At 64.0% G+C, this 23,872-nt stretch carries 24 protein-coding genes; 8 read left to right on the top strand and 16 right to left on the bottom strand.

Annotation, left to right across the window (positions count from 1 at the left end; genetic code table 11):
* Positions 1-137: 137 nt before the first annotated feature.
* The 4 genes from AC1ECK_RS05605 to AC1ECK_RS05620 form a co-directional block, all read right to left on the bottom strand.
* On the bottom strand, positions 138-995 hold the full coding sequence (locus tag AC1ECK_RS05605) for an NAD-dependent protein deacetylase (RefSeq protein ID WP_480316747.1): 858 nt from the start codon (positions 993-995) through the stop codon (positions 138-140).
* Positions 992-1,324 carry an oxidoreductase-like domain-containing protein gene (locus AC1ECK_RS05610; protein WP_480316749.1) on the bottom strand — a complete coding sequence of 111 codons (333 nt, stop codon included), beginning with the start codon at positions 1,322-1,324 and terminating at the stop codon, positions 992-994. Before AC1ECK_RS05610 ends, AC1ECK_RS05605 begins: the two co-directional genes overlap by 4 nt.
* Before the next feature lie 49 nt (positions 1,325-1,373).
* On the bottom strand, positions 1,374-2,132 hold the full coding sequence (locus AC1ECK_RS05615) for an SDR family oxidoreductase (RefSeq protein WP_480316751.1): 759 nt from the start codon (positions 2,130-2,132) through the stop codon (positions 1,374-1,376).
* 108 nt (positions 2,133-2,240) lie between these two features.
* A complete protein-coding gene (locus tag AC1ECK_RS05620) occupies positions 2,241-4,214 on the bottom strand; it encodes an APC family permease (RefSeq protein WP_480316753.1) in 1,974 nt (657 codons plus the stop codon).
* Positions 4,215-4,570: 356 nt separating this feature from the next.
* On the opposite strand from AC1ECK_RS05620, the gene AC1ECK_RS05625 reads away from it, so the two are divergent.
* From AC1ECK_RS05625 to AC1ECK_RS05640, 4 genes are read left to right on the top strand one after another with little or no spacing between them, the layout of a single operon-like run.
* Positions 4,571-6,922: a TonB-dependent receptor gene (locus AC1ECK_RS05625; RefSeq protein WP_480316755.1), complete on the top strand. Its 2,352-nt coding sequence runs from the start codon at positions 4,571-4,573 to the stop codon at positions 6,920-6,922.
* Between the two features lie 40 nt (positions 6,923-6,962).
* Positions 6,963-7,568: a MotA/TolQ/ExbB proton channel family protein gene (locus tag AC1ECK_RS05630; RefSeq protein ID WP_480316757.1), complete on the top strand. Its 606-nt coding sequence runs from the start codon at positions 6,963-6,965 to the stop codon at positions 7,566-7,568.
* Positions 7,565-7,963: an ExbD/TolR family protein gene (locus AC1ECK_RS05635; RefSeq protein WP_480316759.1), complete on the top strand. Its 399-nt coding sequence runs from the start codon at positions 7,565-7,567 to the stop codon at positions 7,961-7,963. Before AC1ECK_RS05630 ends, AC1ECK_RS05635 begins: the two co-directional genes overlap by 4 nt.
* The gene (locus AC1ECK_RS05640) at positions 7,956-8,717 is read left to right on the top strand and encodes an energy transducer TonB (RefSeq protein ID WP_480316761.1); all 762 of its coding nucleotides are present in this window, start codon (positions 7,956-7,958) and stop codon (positions 8,715-8,717) included. The genes AC1ECK_RS05635 and AC1ECK_RS05640 overlap by 8 nt, the downstream gene beginning before the upstream one ends.
* 38 nt (positions 8,718-8,755) lie before the next feature.
* Here AC1ECK_RS05640 and AC1ECK_RS05645 read toward each other — a convergent pair whose 3' ends face one another.
* The 4 genes from AC1ECK_RS05645 to AC1ECK_RS05660 all read right to left on the bottom strand — a co-directional run bounded on the left by AC1ECK_RS05645 (position 8,756) and on the right by AC1ECK_RS05660 (position 11,780).
* Complete coding sequence (locus tag AC1ECK_RS05645) at positions 8,756-10,165, bottom strand: DUF2252 domain-containing protein (RefSeq protein ID WP_480316763.1); 1,410 nt, start codon at positions 10,163-10,165, stop codon at positions 8,756-8,758.
* A gap of 260 nt (positions 10,166-10,425) precedes the next feature.
* A complete protein-coding gene (locus AC1ECK_RS05650; RefSeq protein ID WP_480316765.1) occupies positions 10,426-10,602 on the bottom strand; it encodes a hypothetical protein in 177 nt (58 codons plus the stop codon).
* A gap of 33 nt (positions 10,603-10,635) precedes the next feature.
* Positions 10,636-11,106: a copper chaperone PCu(A)C gene (locus AC1ECK_RS05655; RefSeq protein WP_480316766.1), complete on the bottom strand. Its 471-nt coding sequence runs from the start codon at positions 11,104-11,106 to the stop codon at positions 10,636-10,638.
* Between the two features lie 299 nt (positions 11,107-11,405).
* Positions 11,406-11,780 carry a DUF2946 domain-containing protein gene (locus AC1ECK_RS05660; RefSeq protein WP_480316768.1) on the bottom strand — a complete coding sequence of 125 codons (375 nt, stop codon included), beginning with the start codon at positions 11,778-11,780 and terminating at the stop codon, positions 11,406-11,408.
* A gap of 424 nt (positions 11,781-12,204) precedes the next feature.
* On the opposite strand from AC1ECK_RS05660, the gene shiA reads away from it, so the two are divergent.
* A complete protein-coding gene (gene shiA / locus AC1ECK_RS05665) occupies positions 12,205-13,524 on the top strand; it encodes a shikimate transporter (RefSeq protein ID WP_480316770.1) in 1,320 nt (439 codons plus the stop codon).
* A gap of 142 nt (positions 13,525-13,666) precedes the next feature.
* Here the strand turns inward: shiA and AC1ECK_RS05670 are convergent, their stop codons facing one another.
* Complete coding sequence (locus AC1ECK_RS05670; RefSeq protein WP_480316772.1) at positions 13,667-14,092, bottom strand: DUF3830 family protein; 426 nt, start codon at positions 14,090-14,092, stop codon at positions 13,667-13,669.
* Positions 14,093-14,535: 443 nt separating this feature from the next.
* On the opposite strand from AC1ECK_RS05670, the gene AC1ECK_RS05675 reads away from it, so the two are divergent.
* Positions 14,536-15,573 (top strand): ABC transporter substrate-binding protein, encoded by a 1,038-nt coding sequence (locus AC1ECK_RS05675; RefSeq protein WP_480317333.1) that lies wholly within the window; start codon positions 14,536-14,538, stop codon positions 15,571-15,573.
* Between the two features lie 14 nt (positions 15,574-15,587).
* Entirely contained in the window at positions 15,588-17,282 is a 1,695-nt protein-coding gene (locus AC1ECK_RS05680) for a GMC family oxidoreductase (RefSeq protein WP_480317335.1), read from the top strand.
* Here the strand turns inward: AC1ECK_RS05680 and AC1ECK_RS05685 are convergent.
* From AC1ECK_RS05685 to AC1ECK_RS05705, 5 genes are all read right to left on the bottom strand, one after another.
* Entirely contained in the window at positions 17,269-18,060 is a 792-nt protein-coding gene (locus AC1ECK_RS05685; RefSeq protein ID WP_480316774.1) for an ABC transporter permease, read from the bottom strand. The two genes, AC1ECK_RS05680 and AC1ECK_RS05685, sit on opposite strands and share 14 nt — an antisense overlap.
* Positions 18,057-18,950 carry an ABC transporter permease gene (locus AC1ECK_RS05690; protein ID WP_480316776.1) on the bottom strand — a complete coding sequence of 298 codons (894 nt, stop codon included), beginning with the start codon at positions 18,948-18,950 and terminating at the stop codon, positions 18,057-18,059. The genes AC1ECK_RS05685 and AC1ECK_RS05690 overlap by 4 nt, the downstream gene beginning before the upstream one ends.
* A 53-nt stretch (positions 18,951-19,003) precedes the next feature.
* Positions 19,004-20,317 (bottom strand): NAD(P)/FAD-dependent oxidoreductase, encoded by a 1,314-nt coding sequence (locus tag AC1ECK_RS05695; RefSeq protein WP_480316778.1) that lies wholly within the window; start codon positions 20,315-20,317, stop codon positions 19,004-19,006.
* Positions 20,314-21,030 carry an HAD-IA family hydrolase gene (locus tag AC1ECK_RS05700; protein ID WP_480316780.1) on the bottom strand — a complete coding sequence of 239 codons (717 nt, stop codon included), beginning with the start codon at positions 21,028-21,030 and terminating at the stop codon, positions 20,314-20,316. The genes AC1ECK_RS05695 and AC1ECK_RS05700 overlap by 4 nt, the downstream gene beginning before the upstream one ends.
* Positions 21,031-21,095: 65 nt before the next feature.
* Positions 21,096-22,178, bottom strand: a complete 1,083-nt coding sequence (locus AC1ECK_RS05705) for an ABC transporter ATP-binding protein (protein WP_480316782.1) — start codon at positions 22,176-22,178, stop codon at positions 21,096-21,098.
* 99 nt (positions 22,179-22,277) lie between these two features.
* Between AC1ECK_RS05705 and AC1ECK_RS05710 the strand changes: the two genes are divergently transcribed.
* Entirely contained in the window at positions 22,278-23,243 is a 966-nt protein-coding gene (locus tag AC1ECK_RS05710) for a LysR family transcriptional regulator (RefSeq protein ID WP_480316784.1), read from the top strand.
* Between the two features lie 31 nt (positions 23,244-23,274).
* Here AC1ECK_RS05710 and AC1ECK_RS05715 read toward each other — a convergent pair whose 3' ends face one another.
* On the bottom strand, positions 23,275-23,484 hold the full coding sequence (locus tag AC1ECK_RS05715) for a hypothetical protein (protein ID WP_480316786.1): 210 nt from the start codon (positions 23,482-23,484) through the stop codon (positions 23,275-23,277).
* A 28-nt stretch (positions 23,485-23,512) separates the two neighbouring features.
* Entirely contained in the window at positions 23,513-23,761 is a 249-nt protein-coding gene (locus AC1ECK_RS05720) for a hypothetical protein (RefSeq protein ID WP_480316788.1), read from the bottom strand.
* Positions 23,762-23,872: the final 111 nt, after the last annotated feature.

Genomic DNA, 23,872 nt, shown 5'->3' on the forward strand with positions numbered 1-23,872 from the left:
TACTCTGGTCTCATGCAAAGCGGGTTCGTCGCCAGGCCCGGAGTGTCGGGGCGAGGTGCAGGTGTTCATTATCGGCGATCCACGTTCGGTTCGGGTGCGGTTCAGGCCGAATCCGGGCTGCGCGTCTTGCCCGCGTCTCAGTCGAGGGCAAGACGCGCAGCCAGCGCGGTCAGAATCTCGGCGCACGGCGCGGCCACTTTCAGCGACAGCAACGGATCGGCGCGCGTGCGGCCGAGATTGATCGCGGCAATCGGCTTGCCCATCTTTTGCGCCCACACGCAGAAGCGGTAGCCCGAATACACCATCAGAGACGAACCGACCACCAGCATCGCATCCGCCGCCTCGAGCGCGCGGCTGGCTGCGTCGACGGTCGTGCGCGGCACGTTCTCGCCGAAGAACACCACCGAGGGCTTCAGCAGTCCGCCGCACGCTGGACACGCCGGAATCCGGAAGCCGCCCAGATCGTGCCATTCGAGGTGCGCGTCGCCATCGGCGGCCGGCTCGGCGGCCACGTCGAGCAACGCCGGGTTATCGGCTTCGAGGATTTGCTGGATCGTGGCGCGGCCATGCCGCGTGCCGCAGTCCAGACACGTCACCGCGCCGATGCTGCCGTGCAGTTCGATCACATCGCTGCTGCCGGCGCGTTGATGCAAGCCGTCGACGTTCTGCGTCACGAGCGCCGGCACGTGCTGGGCGGCTTCGAGCCGCGCCAACGCCCGATGCGCGGCGTTCGGCTGGGCCTGCGCGACCACCGGCCAGCCGATCATGCTGCGCGCCCAATAGCGTTGGCGCGACGCCAGCGAGCCGAGGAACTCCTGCAAGGTGATCGGCGGCGAGCGCTTCCACTCGCCATTTTCGTCGCGATAGCCGGGAATACCGGAGTCGGTGCTGATGCCCGCGCCCGACAGTACGAACAGACGCGGATTGCGCTGCACGAAGTCATGCAGTGCGTCGAGTGTGGGCGTTTCGATGAGGGCGGGCTGGAGAGCGGTCATGGCTGCGAACGGGGATAGCGCGCCTGCCACGCAGCCAATGCAGCTTCATAGCGTTCAAGCGCGTCCTCGTACAGATCGAAGACGCAGGGGCTGCAGCCACTATGACAGCAATCGTCGAGGCCGGGACGCGTGGGCGGAACCGGGCGTGGATCGTCGAGCGGGTCGTTCTGCGTCCCGTCGCGCAGTGTGTCCTTCCGCGAGGCTGGGGGCACGGCTAAGTCCGGGTGAAATGGATCGATCAGTATAAGTTGATCCGGCGTGCGGCGTGCGGTGCGGGCGCTGACAACGCCGTTTCGCCGCACGCCGGGTAGCCATTGCCGCGCAATCACGAGCGGGATCGGGCGCGCGGGATCTGCCCTTCCCGGATCAGCCCTGGCCTCACCCGCGCCCGACGAACGGCATCTTGCTCGCCATGATGGTCATGAACTGCACATTCGCGGACAACGGCAGATCCGCCATATGCAATACCGCGTCCGCAACCAGTTCGACATCCATCAGCGGCTCGATCACGATCTCGCCGTTGGCCTGCGGCACGCCACGCGCCATCCGCGCGGCCATCTCGGTGGCGGCGTTGCCGATATCGATCTGGCCACAGCAGATATCGTAAGGACGACCATCGAGCGAGACGGATTTGGTCAGCCCGGTGATGGCGTGCTTGGTCGATGTATAGGCGATGCTGTTGGGCCGCGGCGCGTGTGCCGAGATCGAACCGTTGTTGATGATGCGGCCGCCGCGCGGTGTCTGCGTTTTCATCATCGCGAAGGCGGCACGGGTGCAGAGAAACACCCCGGTCAGATTGGTATCGACCACCGCGCGCCAGTCTTCGATGCTGAGCTCGTCGATCTCCACCGGCGGCGCATTGCGGCCGGCGTTATTGAACAGCACGTCTAAGCGGCCGTAGCGCTTGCGTATTACATCGAACAAAGCGGCGACGCTCGCCGCGTCGCTCACGTCGCAGGCTACGGCGAGCGCCTCCTCTCCGCGTTGCCGCGCCTCGTCGGCAAGCGCATCGAGCGGCGCCTGGCGGCGCCCTGCCAGCACTACGCTATAGCCATGCGCGAGCAGCCTGCGCGCCGTCGCGAAACCGATGCCGCTACCTGCGCCGGTGACCAGCGCGATCTTGTTGGTTGCCGTCACAACGTGTCTCCTTGCAAATGAGCAGTTCGCTGCGAACGTACCACGTCTGCGCTTTTACGGCAGTGAAGCGGACCTGCTCGCTCAAGTCCATAAGAAATCAGGAGATGCTCAACCGACGTTCATCGGCAACAACACCATCTGCCTGCCCTGCTGATGCAGGCGGGTCTGGATTTCGACGGGCGTCTGGTTATGCAGCCAAGCGGTCAGGAAGTTGACCCGTTTGAAAATCAGCTTGCTGGCAAAACATACGCTGTTTGGAAACTCGTCCATGGTCGCGTCGGCAAGCTTCATAAACTCGATGACAGGGTGCGTGCCGAAGGCGATCCGGGAATCGGCCGCAATGCCATGCTGGCGGCAAAAGCCGACGTAATAGGCAAGCGATGCCCCGATGGTCTGCTGCAAGCGCTGCAAGTGTTCTTCGCCTTCATAGCTCTTCGCGTCGACTTCACCCACTGCGAGAAAGATGATGCTCTTGAAGTGGCCTGGAAACAGCCGGTTGACCCACAGCAGCGCATGCATGCTGGCGCCGCGGTGCTTGCCCACCAGCAGGATCGCGGTCGGCTGCGACGGATCGGGCTTGAGCAGCGCCGCGTCCTCCGGCGGCGTCGGCGCTGCGCCGGCAAAGAGCGCATCTTCCTTGGCGAGTTGGGCCCGCGTATCGCTGTAATGGCGCTTGATGAGAAAGCACAGCGCGATCACGGCGCTCGTCACCAGCACGGTGAGCCAGCCGCCTTCGGTGAATTTCTCGATCAGCGTGATCACCAGCACCGCGCTCGTCACCGTCAGCCCGAGGGCGGAGAGCGCAAAGTGCCGCACCCAGCCCCGCCCTTCGTGGCGATGCCGCCACCAATAGGTGCACAAACCCAGCAACGACAGGCTAAACGTCAAAAACACGTTGATGCTGTACAGCACCACGAGGATATCCACGTTGCCGCGCGTCCACATGAGGATCGCCAGACTGGAGACACCCATCACGACAATGCCGTTCTGCCGCACGAGGCGCGTCGACAGGTCACGGAAATGACGCGGCACCCACGAATCGCCGGCCATGTTCGACAGCACCGCCGGCCCGTCGAGAAAGCCGGTTTGCGCACCCACCAGCAACAGTCCAGCTTCAAAGGCGAGCACGGCGGCCAGCAACGCATGACGCGCGAACGCCGAGCCTAGTCCGAGATGGTCGATCACGCTGCCGAACACCACGGCGTTGAGCGTCTGCCCTTCAACCGGGCTCGCGTGCCAGAGCATGTAAAGCAGGATGATGCCGCCCGCAGTGAACGCGAGCGAAGTGGCCATGTAGAACATCGTCACCTTGCCGGCCGGCACGCGTGGTTCGGCCAGCATGTTGACGTTGTTCGACACCGCTTCGAGACCGGTATAGGTACCGCCGCCCAGCGAGAATGCACGCATCAGCAGCGCGGCGACCACCAGCGGCCCGAACGCATGCGACATGCTGTGCGCTTCGCCAACGGCGTTGGGCACCACATGGACCAGATTGCCGCCGTGTACGGCCACGCCGTAGACGATCAACCCGAGGTGCAATATCACGAAGCCCATGAAAATCGGCAGCAGGACCATGATGGATTCCCGCATGCCGCGAAAGTTGAGGCCGGTCATGAGCACGATCAGGATCAGCTCGGTCGCGAGCTTGAACTCCTGCGCGCCGACCGGCAGCAGACTGAAGAACGCATCGACGCCGCTCGCAAGCGAGGTCGCCACCGTCAGCACATAGTCGACCAGCAGCGCCGCGCCGGACACCAGTCCGGGACGAGGACCGAGCAGCGCGGTCGCGACCCGGTAGCCACCGCCGCCGGTCGGAAACAACTCGATCACCTGGTTGTAGCCCAGCGCAATGACGAACACCGTCGCGGCGGTGGCGAGCGCGAGGAAGAGCGCGAGCTGGGTATGCTGGCCAAGCGCGAGAAACGCCTCTTCCGGCCCATAGCACGACGAAGACAAGCCATCGGCGCCGAGTCCCACCCACGCGAGGATCGGCGTGACCGCAATCGCGTGGCGAGTGCGGGGATCGAGCGGATCGAGGGGTTTGCCGAAGAGTAGTTGCCACACCTTGTTCGCTGCTGTCATGGCGTCTCCGGGCGAGGGGTGTCGTCGGTGTTCTTCGCACTCGAAATGTAGGGCAGTTATCGACCATCTGCCAGTCGGCGTTACCCCAAACGCTTAAGCAGACACTACGCCTCGCACCGAAACTTGCGGCCACGTTGTATCCGCCAAGCCAGTCTTTCAACTCGGTTTCAGTTAACTGTCCAAAGCATGTTCATCCGTTTCGCGGGGTGTGCGGGTTCGCCACACGGGCGTCGATCCGTCATTGCCGAATCAATTTGTTATGTTATAACATCTCTATATTCGCGCGCTCGACCGGCCTCTCATACGGCGCCGCCGTCACGCGCGACAAGAGGATCTTCCACCCGCACAACAAGAACATGAAACATCACACACTCATCCCGCGTGCCGCGTTGCTGCTGTTTGCACAGACGATTTCCTTGCATGTCCTCGCCGCGTCGGCGGGTGCGCCGCTTAGCGGCACCGTGACCGATACTCAGGGTCATGCAGTGGAAAACGCAGCCGTATCGATCCAGGATGCCGACGGCCATACGCTTGCGCAAACGCACACCGGTCATGACGGCAGCTTTGTGCTGCCCGGCGTCCAGCCGGGCACCTATGCGGTAACGGTGGGTGCGCAGGGCTTCGGCGCCAATACCAGCATCGCCACGGTCGGCGACAGCATGCCTGCCCCGCTCAAGGTGGCGCTCGAGAAAGGCACGGCGATGGACGTCAACGTTCAGGCCCAGCGCCTCAACGTGGCTCGCAACGGCCTGCAGCCGGAAGTCGGCGCGAGCGTCTACCGCTTCACGCAAGCGGACATCCAGGCGCTGCCGCAAGGCGACAACACGCCAATCAACCAGGTGCTGCTGCAGGCGCCGGGCGTGGCCAACGATTCATACGGCCAGCTCCATGTGCGCGGCGACCACGCCGACCTGCAATACCGCATCAACGGCATCATCATTCCCGAGCCGATCAGCGGCTTCGGACAATCGCTCGATACGCACATCATCGATCAGGTCAACCTGATCACCGGCGCGCTGCCGGCGCAATACGGCTATAAGACAGCGGGGATCGTCGACATCACCACCCGCTCGGGCGACCTCGGCAACGGCGGCGCGGTCGATGTGTACGGCGGCAGCCACCAGACGCTGCAGAGCAGCGCCGACGTCTACGGTTCGCAAGGACCGCTCAGTTATTTTTTCACCGGCACGCTCGGCGTGAACAACCTCGGCATCGAAGCGCCGACCTCGGACGGCAGTCCGCTGCACGACCATACGCGCCAGGGCAACGGCTTCGGCTACCTGTCGTACATCATCAATCCGCTGACCCGCGTGACGTTGATGGCCGGCACCGCCGCCAACCAGTTCGAACTGCCGAATACTCCGGGCCTGCCGACCAACTACGCGCTGGCCGGGCAGACGACGTTCAATTCCGCCAATCTCAACGAAACGCAATCGGAGCTGAACAACTTCGGCGTGCTAGCCTTGCAGGGCACCAACGGCGGCGCGCTCGACTATCAGGTGGCGCTCTTCACGCGCTATACGCGCACCCAGTTCAATCCCGACACGATCGGCGATCTGATGTTCAACGGGGTGGCCTCGAACGACTTCCGCAGTAACCAGGCCGAAGGCGTGCAAGCCGATACGACCTACCGCCTCAACGACGCACACACGTTGCGCGGCGGGCTGTGGGTCGAGCAGGAACATGCCGTGTTCAATGACAGCGTCGCGGTGTTTCCGGCCGACGCCAACGGCAACCAGCTCTCGAATGTCCCGTTCACCATCAACGATGCGGGCGCCAGCACCGGCTACCTGTATAGCGCGTACCTGCAGGACGAATGGAAGCTCAATAGCAAGCTGACGTTAAACTACGGCCTGCGTTACGACGGCATGGACGAATATGTGCACGCGAGCCAGTTGAGCCCGCGCATTGGTCTCGTATTCCAGCCGACCAACGCCACCACGCTGCACGCCGGCTACGCGCGCTACTTCACGCCGCCTGACTTCGAACTGGTCTCGGCCTCGACCGTCACGCGCTTTAACGGCACCACCAACCAGAGCGAGACGACCCAGGACAGTCCGGTGCAGCCTGAACGCAGCCACTATTTCGACATCGGCATCACGCAACGCCTGACGCCCGCGCTGACCGTCGGACTGGACGCGTACTACAAGATCGCCTCGAACCTGCTCGACGAAGGCCAGTTCGGCACGGCGCTGATCTATACGCCGTTCAACTACCAATACGGCCGCGTGTACGGACTCGAATTCACCACCAACTACAAGCAGGGCAACCTTTCCGCGTATCTGAATCTCGCCTATAGCCGCGCCCAGGGCAAGAACGTCGATTCGGCGCAGTTCAACTTCAGCGCCGCCGAGCTTTCGTATATCGCCAGCAACTGGGTGTACCTCGATCACGACCAGCGCGTGACCGCCTCGCTCGGTGCGGCCTACGATCTGGGCAAGACCACCTTCACGGCGGATGCAATCGTCGGCAGCGGTTTGCGCAGCGGCTTTGCCAACACCGACAAGCTGCCGTGGTACGGGCAACTCAATCTGGCCGTGATCGAGCATTTCAACGAACCGGTTATCGGCAAGTTCGAAGCGCGCCTCGTGCTGATCAATGCAATCAACAGCGTGTACGAACTGCGCGACGGTTCGGGCATTGGCGTCGAAGCCCCGCAATACGGCCCGCAACGCGCCATTTACGCCGGCATCACCAAGCGGTTCTGATCGTGCCGGTGCCGGGAAAGCAACACGAAGGAGTTTGACCATGAACGACTGGACCAATCTCGCCGACGCAGCCCGTCTCGGCGGCTGGGTGATCTATCCGCTCACCGTGCTGGCGGTCATCGCACTCGCCATCACGCTCGATCGCGCCTACGCACTCTGGAGATTTGCGCGCATGCCGCGGACACCGGATAACGCGCAGCTTCCCGGCGGCCTGCCGCAGCAGCATGCGTTCAGCCGGATTGGCCGCTTGCTCGACGACTCGCGTGCGCCGCTCTGGCGCATCGAAACGCGGGTCGAAGCCACCGCGGCGCAGATCGAGCGCGACATGAGCCGCGGTCTGTGGCTGCTCGAAACCATCGTGACGGCAGCGCCGCTTCTGGGCCTGCTCGGCACGATTGTCGGCATGATGCATTCGTTCAGGCTGATCGGCGGAGATGGTCTCGTGAGTCCGTCGGGCGTCACCGGCGGGGTCGCACAGGCGCTGATCGCCACCGCGATCGGTCTGGTCATCGCTCTGGTCGCGCTGTTCGCGTTCAACTTCTTTTCGCGCCGCATCGACCGCCTGATGGACGAACTCGAATCGTTCGCCAACGAAGCGCTCAGCGACCTGCGCCTTGCCGGCGAACAGGGCGGACGGCCATCATGAAACTGCGGCGCTCACGCCGCTCGAAGCGCGGCCGCATCGAGATCATTCCGATGATCGACGTGATGTTCTTTCTGCTGGCGACCTTCATGCTGACTTCGCTCGCCATGCAGCGCCTCGACGCCGTGCGGATCAACCTGCCGAATGGGCATGCGCAACAGATGTCACAGGACCGGCCGCTGACGCTCTCAGTGAACGAGGCCAATCAGGTGTTTATCAATCAACGGGCCGTACGACTCGATCAGGTGACGCCGACGATCGCCCGGCTGTTGCGCCCCGACGCCAACGTGGTGGTGGCGGCCGACGAGCACGCCTCGCACGGGGTCGTCGTGCAAGCCATGCTGGCGGCACGCCAGGCGGGCGCCGAACACTTCCTCGTCGCCGTGCATCGTGAGTAGCGGCTTGCAACGGCTGTTGTCGCTCACCGATCGCGAGTACCTCAGGTTTGTGCTTGCTCTGATCCTGGCTGCCGTGTTCTGTCTCGCGTTACTCGCACATTCCGTAGGCTGGCTCGCGAGCCGCGAGGCTGCGCCACCAGCACCGCTTGTGTCGAAGCCGATGGAGATGCAACTCGTCGAACTTGCACCGGTTGTACCGCCGGCGGCTGCGGCACCCGCGCCTGTCATGCCTGCCGCGCATGCAGCGGCGGCGCCAACCGCGAAGCCCACGCCGCGTGCGGCGCCGCTCGCGCGTGCGGTCGCGCCGCTTCGCGCACCCACTCCGCAGCCACATGAAGAAGCGCCTGCGCCGACGACGGAGCCAGTTGCACACGATCAACCCACGGCGCCTTCGACGCCGGCGCTCGCCGCTATTGCGCAGGCCGCTTCGAGCCCCTCAGCGCCGTCGAACAGCGCGAACTCCGCCGCACCGCCCGCGCCGTCCGGCAACACCCAGGCACGCCTGCTCTCGCAACCGGTGCCCATGCTGCCCGACGACCTGCGCGAACAGGGCTATCAGGTGACGGCGGTCGCGCATTTCAGGGTGCATGCCGACGGGACGTTCGAGGTCGAACTGGTCAAGCCCACGCAAAACCCTCGGCTCAACCAGATCCTGCTGGAAACCTTGCACCGCTGGCGCTTCTTTCCGGCGATGGAAAACGGCCATCCGGTGGAAAGCGATCAGGATGTGCGGGTGCATTTCTCCGTGAGCTAAGCGACCACGCACAACCACTCGAAATGGCCTGCCAAGAACTACATACGGAAATCCGCCGCCATGTCTTCGTCGCTGCGAGCCTCAAGCTCGCCGCTGCGGCAGGCTTTCATAAACACATCGTAGTCCTTCTCGACCTGATCCGCGCAGGCGAACGCATACTCGGTCAGCGCTTCGGCGAACTGGTCGCTACGGCCGATATAGGCGCTGATCTCAATCGCTTTACCGCTCGCCTTGGCATGCGCTCGCGCCAGAGCCCAACCGCACAGTTTCGCGTAACCCTCGAGCAGGTCGTTGTCGAACAGCTCGATATTGGCCGAGAGCTTCATATCGCGCAGTTGCCGGAAATAGAAATGGCGGCCTGAAGGCCCGGTTGCCCAGCCGAGGAAAATATCGCTGGCTGCTTGCAGTAAACGCTGCCCACGCACGACGCGCTCGCCGTCGTGCGGCGAAGACGGTCCCTTGAAGTAATGTGCAATCACCGACTGGCGTGCTTCCTTGATCTGCAGGAAGAGCGGTGAAGCCATGTGGTCGGTGCTCAGCAGCACCAGGCAACGCGTGCCCACACTGCCGACGCCCACCACCTTGAACACCAGATCCTGTGCCGAAAAATGGCCGAGCAGCTCGCGCCTGTCATGGCTGAGCGTTTTCAGATATTCGCCGTACATCGGGCCAATCAGCTTGCGCCAGTTGCCGAGCGCAAACCAGTCGTCTTCCGCTTCGAACAGCGTATTCGCACCATGTACGTGAAAGAGACCCGGCGGCGCATCACGAATCACGAGGTGATCGCCGTCGTACTCGCACATCTTGTCGAGCATGCTTTCCTGGGTGCGCCCGGCGGCCTTTTCCATGCCACGCCTGACCGTGCGGCGGCGCTCCGGCGTCAACGCGGTCTCGGCCATGCGCTCGAAGGTAATGCGTTCGTACCAGAGTTCAAGCGCACCGCATTGCGCATACTGCCTCATGCGATCGCGGTACTCGCTCACCGCCGTCATCACCAGATCGGCCGCAAAACCGCGGCTTAAACGCATGTGCCGTGCGGCTACCACGAGGCTGGCGGTCAGGCGCTTGAGATCCCACTCAAACGGTCCGAGCGCGACTTCGTCGAAGTCGTTCAGATCGAACACGAGTTGGCGTTCAGGCGTGGCGAAGCCGCCGAAGTTCATCAGATGAGCGTCGCCGCAGATCGGCAGCACGATGCCGGTGTCGGCAATCCGGCTCAGGTCTTGAGCCTGCAGGATCGCGCTGCCGCGAAAGAAAGTGAAAGGCGACACGGCCATGCGGCCGTAGCGCAACGGCACCAGCTTCTGCACCCGGCCCTCGCTGCTTTGCTTGAGCAGATCGATCGGGTCGCGATGGATATCGCCGAACGTGCGATGGCTCGAACGCCTGGAATGCTCGCGCGCTGCCCGGCCGCTAGCCTCCCGTTCCGCGATGCTGCTGGCTTTCATGCTCTTCTCCGTTATGGTGACCCGCCGTAGCCAACATGGGCCTGGCCCCATGCCGGTACCGTGCCGATGCGCTGGATGCAAGCGCACCGGATCGCACTGTTCGTTATAGCTTCGAAGACCGCCCACTTGCCACGCTGGCAAGCGCCGTCGCGTTGCCGTATTAAATCCTGTGAAGAACGCGGGCGCAAGTGCATTCGGGCCAGATAGCAGAAGGGGCGGGAGCCGCCCACGCGCTCCCGCCCCTTCTCCAGCGCGGCCGGCTACTTCACCGCGCGAAAACAGCAGATCGGCGAGGCCGGTGCTGTCATGCCCGTGTCATCGGGCCGCGTCATCCAGGCAAGCCAGCCCGCCCAGACACCGCAGGCCAGCAACGCCGCGATGTTCAAGTGCATGCGGTGGCGCGCCAGCCAGTCGCGCAAAGATTCACCGTGTTTCATCGCTATCTCCATCGACCAGGACACTGCGCGACGTCACTGCGCCGGTTGCCCCAGCGTCGCCGCCGGTTTGATCGCGCAGTTCGCGCTCACGCTCGAACCATCTGCGAAGCTCAACGTGAGCGGCAGCGTTGCGCCGATCTTCAACGGCTTCGCCGGCTGCTCGAGCATCACGTGATAGCCGGACGGCGCAAAGCTGACCGAACCGTGCGCAGGCACCGGCACCGACGACACCATCTCCATTGACGACATGCTGCCGTTGCTCTCGCTGCGATGCATCATCGCCATGCCGAAGGCCGGTGTGGCGACGTCGCTCAAAGTGGCGGCCTTATCGCCATTGTTGCGCAGCGTGAAGTAGCCGGCGGATGGTATCGAAGCCGGCATCGCCCGCACCCAGCACTGCTCGACCTGCACGCCGGCGGCCTGGGTTTGCGCTGCCTGAGCGTTCCATGCAAGACATGCCACGGCCACGCCGGCACTCCATTGAATCAACTTGCCTGCTTTCATCATTCACTCCTCTAGTTAAAACGCGTCATGCATGCCGGCCGGGACAGAGCGTCCTGCGCCGGCGTATTTGATCGTCGAACTCGCCAGGCGCGCATCGACGACGGATGGATAGCGGTTGTGCTGTGGGTCAGGTTGCGCGCGTCGAACGCGCGAGGTTCGTTCGCCACGGCGCAGTTCGCGCCTGCGTTAAAACGACGGCGTCAAGCGACCACGTGACGGAAGCCGCCATGACGCGTTGGCGTTGTCGAAACAACACCAACGGAATCAGCGGAACCGGCAACCCGACAAGCTGGGAAAAATCAGAGAACGACAGGCGGCGCGCGAGGCTGCGCCGAAGTAGTGGGGAAAATCGATCGCGTGCCGACGCTCGCATGCACGGTGACGGCATGCGCGAAGACCGCCCGCGAAACGAACGCGACCTCGGCCGGAGGCACGATGGGGAAATGGGCGAGCAGGCCGCAATAGCCGCAAGCCTGCCAATGGAATACGAGTGGATGCGGCGCGCTTCGGTCGACATCCGTAACGTCCTGCGCCGCCGAACAGCGCTCGGCAAGCGCGACGTCGAGCCGCTCATGCGAGCTTAGCGCTTGCGATACCGTGGGCGCGAGCGTCGCCATCAGGATCGCGAGCAATCCGAGGATACTGCCGATCTTCCGGAGCTGGCGACGCAGCATACGACGGGGGCGGGAAAATGAAAGCCCGCGAATTATGCCACGCGCCGGTTGGCCGGGTTCAACGCGGCAAGCCCGGGCAGAGTGCTGCGCGGACGAATTGAGGCGCATAGGCGGGACAAATAGCACGGACCTTACCGCGCAAGCATGCGCTAACTCCGGTAGGCACGGAATCCGCCCCTTCTCGCTGGCAACAGACAGGCGCAGCCAACGCTTCGCTACGCCTTGGTGTTAACGCGCAAAACGCGCGCTATGCGCGCACAGCCGTTCGCCAATCGCGCAGTTGACCCCAAACGCGGATTGTAGAAGACTCGCAGCCTCATTATTCTTCGGGGAATCTTGCAGCGGACAGCGCGCGGTAACCGGCCAACAGACACCGGCCGTCGCACGAACCTCGACTGCGGTCCAGACATTCAGGAGACATCTCATGACCACGGCAGTATCGACAGCGGCCCCACGCGACGCCGCCAGCAATGCAAACCGCGCCCGCCGGGCGGCGCTCGGCAGCTTTGTGGGCGCGGTGGTCGACTGGTACGACTTCCTGCTCTACGGCATCGTCGCCGCGCTTGTGTTCAACACCCAGTTCTTTCCGCAAGTCGGCGCGGCGATGGGCACGCTGGCGGCCTTCGCAACCTTTGGCGTGGGCTTCCTGTTCCGGCCGCTCGGCGGCTTCATCTTCGGCCACTACGGCGACCGCCTCGGCCGCAAGCGCATGCTGGTGCTGACCGTCATGATGATGGGCCTCTCCACTGCCGCGATCGGCCTGCTGCCGTCGTTTCTCAGCATTGGCTGGTGGGCGCCGGTGCTGCTGGTGACGCTGCGCGCCATTCAGGGTTTCGCGGTCGGCGGCGAATGGGGCGGCGCAGCGCTGATGGCCGTCGAAAGCGCGCCGGAGAAAAAGAAGGCGTTCTACAGCAGCGGCGTGCAGGTCGGCTATGGCGTCGGCCTCGTGCTCGCCACCGGCCTCGTGTCGATCATCAGCCACTCGATGGACAACGCCACCTTCCTCGCCTGGGGCTGGCGCCTGCCGTTCCTGTTCAGCGTGGTACTGGTGCTGATTGCGCTGTGGATCCGCTCGAACATGGAAGAGTCGCAGGAGTTCGTCGAGAGGGTGGTTGAAAAAGGCGCTGTGCGGCCGCGCTTGCCGATCGTCGAAGCGTTGCTCAAGCATCCGAAGGCGTTTCTGTTGATCATCGCGCTGCGTCTTGCGGAACTGTTCACGATGTATATCGTGACCGCCTTCGCACTGAACTACTCGACCGCGAACCTCGGCATGCCGCGCACGTTCTTCCTGAACATCGGCCTGCTGGTGGGTGCGCTGAGTTGCGTGACGATCCCCTGCTTCGCATGGCTTGCCGACCGCTTCGGCCGGCGCCGCGTGTATATGGTGGGAGCGCTGACCGGCATGTTGAGCGCGTTGCCGTTCTTCCTCGCACTCGAAGCGCGGGCGACGGTGTGGATCGTGATCTTCGCGGTGATGCTCGCGAACGTGGCACACGACATGATAGTGAGCGTGCAGCAGCCGATGTTCACCGAACTGTTCGGCACCGAGTACCGCTATAGCGGCGCAGGGGTCGGCTACCAGGTGGCGAGCGTGGTGGGTGGCGGTTTCACGCCGTTCATCGCCGTGGCGCTGGTGAGCCTCGCGGGAGGCTCGTGGCATCCGGTGGCGGCGTACCTGGGTGTCGGCTGCCTGATTTCGCTGCTGGTCGCCGCGCGCATGAAAACCGGCCGCGCGGTGGCTTAAGCGATGCCACGCCCCGCTCCATACCTCATACGGTTAGCCAGGCGCCGCCTCGTCAATGCCGGATAGCGTCATTGCGAGGCGTGCTACGGCCGACTGCGATCTTGCGCCGGCGGTGTATCGCACACTCGCAGGGCGGCGCTGATCAGATCTGTTGGAACAGCACGTCTTGCGCGCCTTCCCACAGCACCTTGGTGCCGAGGGCGCGCAGGTGCTCCTTGCCTTCGACAACGCTCAGGAAGTGATTGCCCGCCAGTTGCCCCATCTTGCTGGCGAAACAGCACGAGCCATAGGCGAGGATGATCTCGGTTTCGCTGTAGCCGCCGGGATAGAACAGAATGTCCCCAACCGACGGATGGCTCGTATGGTTTTCGAAGCCCACAGCCGTGCCGTCGTTTTCCAGCTTGAAGTCGCCGAGCGGCACCCAGCAGCCTTCGCCGCTCCAGCGCACGTGGATCAGCTTCTGGCGATACGGCAGCAGCTTCAGGAAGGCGGCCACCGTCTGCGGTGCATCCGGGTGGGTTTCGGCGATAAATTCGTGGCCGCAGGAGGTAATGCGAAGTCGGGTCATTGCTGTCTGTCCGCTGGATCAGGTTGAACGGGATGGTCGGCCGGCCGTTATTCTGCCGGTGCGGGCTGCGCGCCGACAGATACAGTTTCGACGGCGCCGGTCAGGCCAGTCAACTCCTGCATGGCCCGGTTTTGCGGGCTAGTCAGGACGACGCGACTCGCCGTCACGATCGCACCGCGTGCCGTCGCGATGCGCCATGCAGCACGCACACCCACACGCCTCAGCGCTCACCCAGCCATGACGTAGCGTTATGCCCGCTCTAACAATTCAGGAATTGCGAGCGGGAAAATGGTCCTCTACATTTTGACCACGACGTTCCCGGCACCCTGTTCATCACGCGCCGATACGCTTCGCAGATAGCAGCCTGCACGCTTGAGTTGCATGACATGCGCACACGGGCTCTGCTAAAGAACCATCCAACCCAGAGGATAGCCGTCGTGAAAATGATGAAGCCGGGTCGCGTCACCGTTCTGTCGTTCGCCATTACACTCCTGAGCACTCCTGCGCTGGCCGCGAGCGGCCAGATCACCTTCGTCTCGCAAGGCGGTGTCTACCAGGAAGCGCAAACCAAGGCCATCCTCGATCCGGCGGCGAAGCTGCTCGACATCACCGTCAATCAGGACAGCATTCCCGACGCGTACCCGGCCATCAAGGCGCAAGCCTCCGCCGGCAAGCCGATCTGGGACGTGGTGGACACGCCCACCTCGAACTGCCTGCGCGGCGGCAAGGAAGGCCTGATCGAGAAACTCGACTTCTCGAAGATCCCGAACGCCGCATCCATGCCGGAGAAATACCGCACGCCCTATTCGGCTGCCTATGAGTTCTATTCGACGGTGATCGCGTACAACAAGAAGACGCTCAAGAAGGTCCCGCAGAGCTGGGCCGACTTCTGGAACGTCAAGGACTTCCCGGGCACGCGCGCGCTGCGCAACGATCCGCAAGGCACGCTCGAAGCCGCACTGCTCGCCGACGGCGTGCCGCGCGACAAGCTCTACCCGCTCGACGTGGACCGGGCCTTCAGGAAGCTGCAGCAGATCAAGCCCGACATTACCGTCTGGTGGACCTCGGGTGGCCAGTCGGCGCAGTTGCTGCACGACGGCGAGGTCGATATGGAAATGATCTGGAATGGCCGCGCCAGCGCCGTGCGCAAAGACGACCCCGATGTCGACTTCACGTTCAACGACGGCTTGCTGCAGAACACGCAACTGTGCATCGTGAAGAACGCGCCGAATCTGCCGGCCGCGGTCAAATTCCTCAACGCGGCGTTCTCGCCCGATTTGCAGGCCAACCTGCCGCTCTATATCGACTACGGTCCCGGCAATCCGGCCGCCTTCAAGACCGGCAAGATCGCCCCGCAACGCGCGGCCGAGTTGCCGAGTTCGCCCGCTAACGCAGCCAGACAGGCCTTGCTCGACGAAGAATGGTGGGCCTCCGATGCGGGTATCGCCGCCCGGGCTCGCTGGCTGAAGTTCATGCAGTAACGGCAGCGGGCAACGTGATCGACTATCTGATTCTCGGTGGAGGCTCGGCGGGCTGCGTGCTCGCCGCGCGTCTTTCCGAAGACCCGGGCAAGACCGTGTGCCTCATCGAGGCCGGCAGGGACATTTCGCACGCGAGCATGCCGGATGCGATCCGCAGCCGCTACCCGGGCCGCGCGTACCTCGACCTCAGCAATATCTGGCGGCGGCTCACCGCGGTGATGGCCACGCCCTTCGCACCCTCCGGCGCCAGCCCGGCGCGGCGCTACGAGCAGGCGCGCCTGCTCGGCGGCGGTTCGGCCATCAACGCCTTGATGGCCAATCGCGGCGCCCCCGCCGATTACGACGAGTGGGAGGCGCTCGGCGCACACGGCTGGAACTGGCAAGCCTGCCTGCCGTATTTTCGCAAGCTCGAAACCGATTGCGACTTCGACGGCGAACTGCACGGCCAGCACGGACCCGTGCGCATCCGGCGCACCGAATGGCCCCGCGTGTCGCCGTTCGTGCGAGCCGTGCTGGGTGCGCTGGAACAGCTTGGCCATCGCCGGCACGCGGATCAGAACGGCCCGTGGCAAGACGGCACCTATCTCGGCTCGATCGCGGTCAGCGAAAACGGCGAGCGCATTCCGACTTCGGTCTGCTATCTCACGGATGCGGTCCGCCAGCGGCCCAATCTGATCATTCGCACGCAGCTCGTCGCCGAGCGGCTCCACTTCGAAGGCTCGCGTGCAACAGGTGCGCGCTTGCGGCATGAAGACGGTTCGACCGAAGATCTGTACGCGAGCGAAACCATCGTTTGCGCGGGTGCGATTCATAGTCCCGCCCTGCTGTTGCGCAGCGGCATCGGCCCAGCCGCCGATCTCGCCGCGCTTGGCATTCCGCTCGTCGCCGATGTGCCGGGCGTCGGCCGCAATCTGATGGAGCATCCGTCGATCGCCGTTTCCACCTGGCTGCCGTACGCAGCGCGCACACCGTATCCCGAAGAACACCATGAGCAGGCCATCGTGCGTTTCTCGTCGGGCTCGCCGGACACCGTGGCAGGTGACATGCATGGCGCGATCCTGTCACGCTCCGGCTGGCATTCGATCGGATACCGGCTGGGCACGATGTTTTTCTGGGTGAACAAGTCGTACTCGCGCGGTCAACTGAAACTGGTCTCGGCCGATCCGCGCGAAGAACCGGCGATCGACTTTCGCATGCTGTCCGATCCGCGCGACCTCGAACGCCTGAAGCTGGCGCTGCGCTTCGGCGCCGCCACGCTCGCCGAGGCGTCGATGGCAGGCATGCGCGGCACGATTTTTCCATCGAGCTATTCGCCCCGCGTGGCGAAAGTCGCGCTGCCCGGCCTGGTCAACGCCGTGCAGCGCGGCGCGCTCAGCGCACTGCTCGATATCGCGGGACCGCTGCGCGGCTGGCTGATCCGGCGGCTGATTACCCAGGGCGTCACGATCGGCGACCTGCTCGCCGACGATGCGGCGCTGACCCGCTTTGTCACGCGCTCCGTGGGCTGCACCTGGCATCCGTCCGGGACGTGCCGGATGGGCGCGCCCGGCGACCCGCAGGCGGTGACCGACGCAAGCGGCTCGGTGCGAAATGTTGTTGGCCTGCGCGTATGCGATGCATCGCTGATGCCCTCGATCCCCTGCGCCAACACGAATATTCCGACCATCATGATCGCCGAGCGGATCGCGGACCTGATCAGGTCCGCGTAGCCGGCCTGCGGCTCATCACGAGCAGCACCACCAGACACAAGGTCAGCGCAGTCAGCAAGGTGCTGATGGCCGCAATGGTCGGATCGATTTCATCGCGCAGCGCGACGAACATCCGCCGTGTCAGCGTCTGGTTGTCGCCGCCGGAAACGAACAGGGCAACCACGGTCTCATCCAGCGCCTGAATGAACACGAATACCGCTGCGGAAATCACGCTTGATCTGATTTGCGGCAGCGTCACCGTCATAAAACTGCGCAAGCGGTTCATGCCGAGACTACGGGCCACCATCTCCTGAGTCTGATCGAAGGTCCGCAAATCCGCGCCCACGGAAATCAGCACGTACGGAAGGCCGAGCATCGTATCGGCGAGAATCAGCCCCGTCATGCTATTGACGAGACCCGTGCGGGCATACACGAAGAACACCCCGACCGCGACGATGATGATCGGCACCATCAACGGCAACATCAGGACGAGACGCACGTAGCGCATGCACCAGTGGGTGCTGTTCTGGATCGCGTAGGCGGCGGCGACGCCGAGCGGCGTCGCGATGGCCGCGGCGCACAGCGAGGCCGTCAATGTGGTGCGGGCCGCCGCCATCCAGATCGGACTGCCGACAAACGCCTCGTACCAGCGCAGTGAATAAGCGGGCGGCGGAAAGGTCATGAAACGCGTGTTGGAAAACGACAGCGGCACGACGATCAGGACGGGCACGATCAGAAACAGCAGAATCAGTCCGACCACGGCGCCCAGGACGATCTTGCCCGATGCGGATCTTTTCATTTGGCCCCCAGCGTCTTCTCGAGTGGTATCACGCGGCTCGCGGCATAGAAGATCGCGAACACGCAGACAAGCAGCACCACGCTGACGGCGCTCGCCGCCCCCCACTTGCCGTATAGCTCCACGTTACGGCTCACGACCATCGACACCATCACCGATTTGCCGCCGCCCATCAGCTCCGGCGTGATGTAAAAGCCGAGACAGAGAATGAACACGAGGGTGACGCCCGCCAGCACGCCGCTCAGCGAAAGCGGCAAGAACACGCGCAGAAATACGTGCAGCGGCGAACCGCCGAGACTCGCACCGGCATGCGAAAGGTTCTCCGGAATCTTCTGCATCGCTGAGTACAGAGGCAACACCATGAACGGCAGCAGGATATGCACCATTGCGATAATCGTGCCCAACTGGTTGTAGGCCAACTGCAACGGATGGTCGATCACGCCCATCGACAACAGCGCCTTGTTGACGAGCCCCGTGCGCTGCAACAGCACGAGCCATGCGTAGGTGCGCACCAGCACGCTGGTCCAGAACGGCAGAATCACGAGTCCCAGCACGAGCGCGCTCAACTTCGGCGGCAGCGCCGCGGCCGCATAAGCCACCGGATAGCCGAGCAGCAACGTCACGAGCGTCACGACGAAGCTGAGTTTGAAAGTGAGCGCAAAGGTTTCCCAGTAGGCGCTCTCGGTGAAAATGCGCCGGTAATTTTCGAGCGTAAAGCCGTCGGCGTAGATCGATTGCCAGGAAAGCCACGCGAGCGGCGCTACCAGCAACACGACGATCACGATCAGCGCCGGCGCCATCAGCAACAGCATCTTGCGGTCTTCGCGGCGCTGATACCGTACCGCAGCATCGGCTGCCGCAACATCGGCCGCATCGGCCGCGAAAGAAGGCATCAACCCATCTTCTGCAGAAATCCGCCTCGCGGCGGCGTCGCGTTGAGCTGGCATCACGCACCTATCGCATCGAGAAACTGATACCACGCCGCGACCATCCGCACCGCCGGCGAGCGCAGCGCATGAAAGGGCACCGGTTGCAGACCGTTCGCTGCGAGCAGCGCCAACTCCGGCTTCTCACCGAGGGCGAGTGCCGCGGCCTGCTGGCCCAGCAGGCTCGCCATCGCGACACCCGCTCCGTTATAGCCCAGACAAAAAGTGGTCGCGCTGTCGCTGCGCCCCACGTGGGGCAACTGGTTGAAGGTCATGCCGACATAACCGGACCAGCGGTGCTCCACCTGCACACCGGCAAGCTCCGGAAACAGGGCGACCATGGCGCGCTGCAGCGCGTCGAAGCCGCTGAGCTGTCCTTCCTTGCCGAACGCATCGCGTCCGCCGAACACCATCCGGCCATCTACCTTGCGGAACCACTTCATCATGCGCCGCGTTTCGGTGTAGCTGCGCTGTTCGACCATCAGGCGTTCGTCCAGCTCGGCGGGCAGGCGTTCGGTTGCAATGATCGCGCTGCGAAACGGCACCAGCGTGCGCTGGTAGTCCCCGGTGGCTGCCGTCAGACCGGAATACGCGTTCGTCGCGACGATCACCTGCTGCGCCCGCACCGTGCCGCCAGGCGTGCGCAACAGCACGCCTGAACCGGTGCGCTGCATGTCGACGACCGGACTCGATTCGTAGATCGGCACCTTGCGGGCCGTCAACCCCGCGGCAAGACCCTGCACGTAGCGCAGCGGCCAGATCGTGCCGGCGTCGGCACTCAGCACGCCGCCGACGAAGGCACGCGAGCCGGTCTCACGTTCTACCTCGGCGCGCGATTGCACCGACATCGAGGTGTCGCCGAGCGTCTGCCGCACCCAGTCCGCTTCAGCACGGATCGTCGCGAAGGCGCGCTCGGTATGCGCGCAGCGCAAGCTGCCGGTGCGCCGGAAATGTGCGTCATCGAGTTTGAATTCGTCGACCAGCGACTCGACCACGCGCATCCCTTCGTGAGCGAGGCGATGCATCGTGCGCGCGGTATCGAGCCCATGCAGCCGCGCGATGGCGGGAAACGACAGGCGGAATTTCGACGACACCACGCCGCCGTTGCGGCCGCTCGCGCCCCAACCGACCGGGTTCGCATCGAGCACCATGGTATCCACGCCCCGCTTCTGCAGGGCGTGGGCAGCGCAAAGCCCCGAGTAACCGGCGCCGATCACCGCCACCTCGGCAACCAGATCGCGGGCGAGCGGCGCACCGGTACTGAGCGGCGCCGTGGCGCCGCCCAGCGCCGACCAGAGCGACGCAACGGACTGCCGGGCGGCGGGCGGCTTCATGCGGCGACTTGCTCCTCGGCTTCGACCGCGTCGGCCAGCGCCTTGAGCGTCGGAAACTTGAAATCGGGCGTCGTGACGCGCTCGGGCACCGGCGTGGCGCCGAACCCTTGCAGTCCTTGGCGGCGCTCGATCCAGCACACCGTATAGCCGAGTTCGCGGGCCACGCCGATGTCGTGGTACTGGCTCTGCGCGACATGCAAGATGTCGCCGAACTTGTAGCCGAAGGCGGCCTGGCGCCCGCGGTTATAGGCGAAAAACTGTGGGTTGGGCTTCGCGACGCCGGTTTCGTCGCAGGTCACGCTGTCGTCAAACGGATCGCCGAGCGTGTGCGCATAGGCCGACAGCGCCACGCGGTCGGCGTTGGTCATCGCGACCAGCCGGAAATGGCGGCGCAGGCGCCGCAACGCGGCCGCCGAGTCGTCGAAAGCCGGCCAGTCCAGCACGTCGCGCTGGAACGCGGCGGCCGTCTGCGCATCGGCCGGCAAGCCGAGTTCAGCCGCAAGCGATTGATAGACACTCGCCATCGCATGGCTGGAGCGCCCCGGATAAGCCGCGCGGCCGCGGATGTACGGCGCGAAGATCTGGTCGTCCGTGAGCGTGCGGGCAGCCTCGCCGCCGAGCCGGCGAATCGATTCCAGCACACCCTTTTCAAAGTTGATCAGCGTGCCGACGACGTCGAACGTCAGCACTTTGAAATCGGTCAGTTTTTTCATTCGTATTCCTCTGCAGTTTGATGTGAATCCTGGATGAGAGAACCCGCCGGTGCGGGCATATGGAATCAGGCTGGCACGACAATGGTGTCCTGCGGGTCGAGCACCACGGTCATCTCCATGCCGGGCGCGGGAATCTGCAGACGAGCGTGGTAACTGCCCGGCTGGCGCAAGCTGATCGCCGTGCCGTCCGGCAGCGTGGCGAATACGCGCAGGCTTTCGCCCTGATACAGCACCTCGGTGACGCGGCAGCGCAACTGGTTGAGCTGCGCGCCGTAGTCGTCGCGGCCGTCGTGAATCCGCAACTTCTCTGTCTGCACCGCCAGCAGTAACGCTTCGGCGCGTGGCAGCGGATGCGCCGTGCGCAGCACGGCCGCGCCAAGTTGCACCGCGTCGGCGCCGGCGCGGGTCACGGTCAATAAGGTCGCTTCGCCGATAAAGCTCGCCACGAAGGAGTCGCACGGCCGGTCGTACAGGTGCTCCGGCGTATCGATCTGCACGAGGCGGCCGTGGCGCAGCACCGCGACGCGGTCGCTCATCGTCAGCGCCTCACGCTGATCGTGCGTCACATAGACGATCGTCGCGCCCAGCTTTCTATGCAGCCGGCGCAGCTCGATCTGCATGGTTTCGCGCAATTGCTTGTCGAGGGCCGAGAGCGGTTCGTCCATCAGGATCAGTTGCGGCTCGAACACCATCGCACGCGCGAGCGCGACCCGCTGCCGCTGGCCGCCGGAGAGTTGGGAAATGCGCCGGCCTTCGTAGCCGCTCAACTCGACCATCGCGAGCGCGTCCGAGACCTTTTTCGCCCAACCGGCCTTCGGCTGACGCCGCGCGCGCAGCGGAAAAGCGACGTTCTCGCCGACCGTCATATGCGGAAACAGCGCGTAGTTCTGGAACACGATGCCGATATCGCGTTTGTGCGGCGGCGCAAATGTAATATCACGGCCGCCCACCCACACGGAGCCCGAACTCGGCTGCACAAAGCCGCCGAGAATGCCCAGCAGCGTGGTTTTGCCGGACCCCGAGGGTCCGAGCAAGGACACGAACTCGCCGGGCGCGATATCGATGGACACGTCGTCGAGCGCGACAACCGGACCGTAGCGCCGCGCTGCCGAGCGGATCGACACATCTGCTTTCGCTCTCGCGTCCATACTTGTTTCCCGTCCACAGGACCATCGGTAAGAAAAATATACGTGGCTGTTATTTCGTCAGCAATTCCCAAATTGTTGGATCAGGCATAACATCACGTCATGCCCAATCTCCGCCGCAAACTCCCCAGCGCCAACGCCCTGTTCGTGTTCGAGGCGGCGGCACGCTGCGGCAACTTCACGCGTGCGGCCGAAGAGCTGTATGTCAGCCAGCCGGCCGTGAGCCGCATGCTCGCGCGCATGGAAGACCACCTCGGGGTACAACTGTTCGAGCGCGTGCGCGGTGGCATCGAGCTGACCGAAAACGGCAAGATCCTGTATCGGAAGATTTCAGAAGGCTTCAACGGGATCGAGTCCGCGATACGCGAAATCGAGGCCCGCGCCACCGGCATCGAAACCGTCACCTTGTCGGTTTCGACGGCCTTTACCACGCACTGGCTCATGCCGCGCATGAACCGCCTGAATCAGGCGTTCCCGGGCGTCGATCTGCGTTTCCAGTTGATTTCAGGCCGCATCGGCGGGCCGCTCGTCGATGTCGACCTCGGCATGCGCTTCAGGAAAGACGAGGAGATCGATGCGCACAGCGTGCTGGTGATGCCGGAAATCCTGCTGCCCGTCTGCAATCGCCGCTATCACGAGCAGCTGTTGCAGGACGCCGGCAGCCCGCACAACGACACTGTCATCAACATGGACGACGGCGAGCGCGGCTGGCACGAACGCTTCGCCGCGTTCGCCGAACATCGGCGCAGGGCCGCGGCGATGCTGAGCTTTTCCGACTATGCGATCGTGGTGCAGGCCGCGTTGCTGGGCCAAGGGGTTGCGCTGGGCTGGTTGAACGTGCTGTCGCACTGGCTGGCCGACGGCGCGCTGATTCCCGCAGAACACGAGTTGATCGTCACGGAGCGCCGCTGCTGTCTGGTGTGGCCGGCCAGCCGTCCGATGCGCCCCGTGGTGACTGCGCTGCGCGACTGGATCATCGAAGAGCTGCGCAAAGACATGATCCGCGTCGACGAGACCTACCCCGACCTGCGCCTCGCGGCGACGCTGCGCGATTACAGAAGGCCTTAGCCGCCCCTGCCGGCGCGAGACTCTGGCAGCCTCAATGCGTGACGCCGAAAATCACGTCGGCACCTTCGACCGGCGTGAGACCGACCTTGAAATACCCCTCGAGCCGGTCAGCAATGGCTTCGTCGAGCGTGAACGGGGGCCTGATAAAGCCCACCGAAACCGCATGTTCGTACCATGCGGTCATCCAGGCACGCAGGTCGATCACATGTTGCGGCAACCCGTTGGATTCGTCGTGAGCCATGCGCTCTCTCCTTCCCGTGGTCATGCCGTCAGGCGGCCAGCCGGCCAATGCTCATCGCAGGCTGGCGGTTGGCGGGCGGAAATACATGCCAGCTACCGTCGTCGTGGCGGAAGAAAAACAGGGTGACGGGACCGCTCGGGCAATCCGCCTCGATGCACACGCGGCAAATCCGGCCCGAGCGCGAACGCTGTGTCAGCAGTACCCGGACCGGCTGGCCGCCGGCCGCCCCAAGCCATTTCTCGACCAGCAAGCGCAACGACTTCTCCGCGGTACTCATAGCCCCTCCGTGGTGCCCATGAGACCATCGTAGGGTGTCTGTCAATGCACCTCTATCGGGAGCGGCGGATAGTGAGCTCGGGAACGGCTGATTATCCACTCAGGAATTCCT

It is taken from the genome of Paraburkholderia sp. SSBN10T (assembly GCF_056619545.1).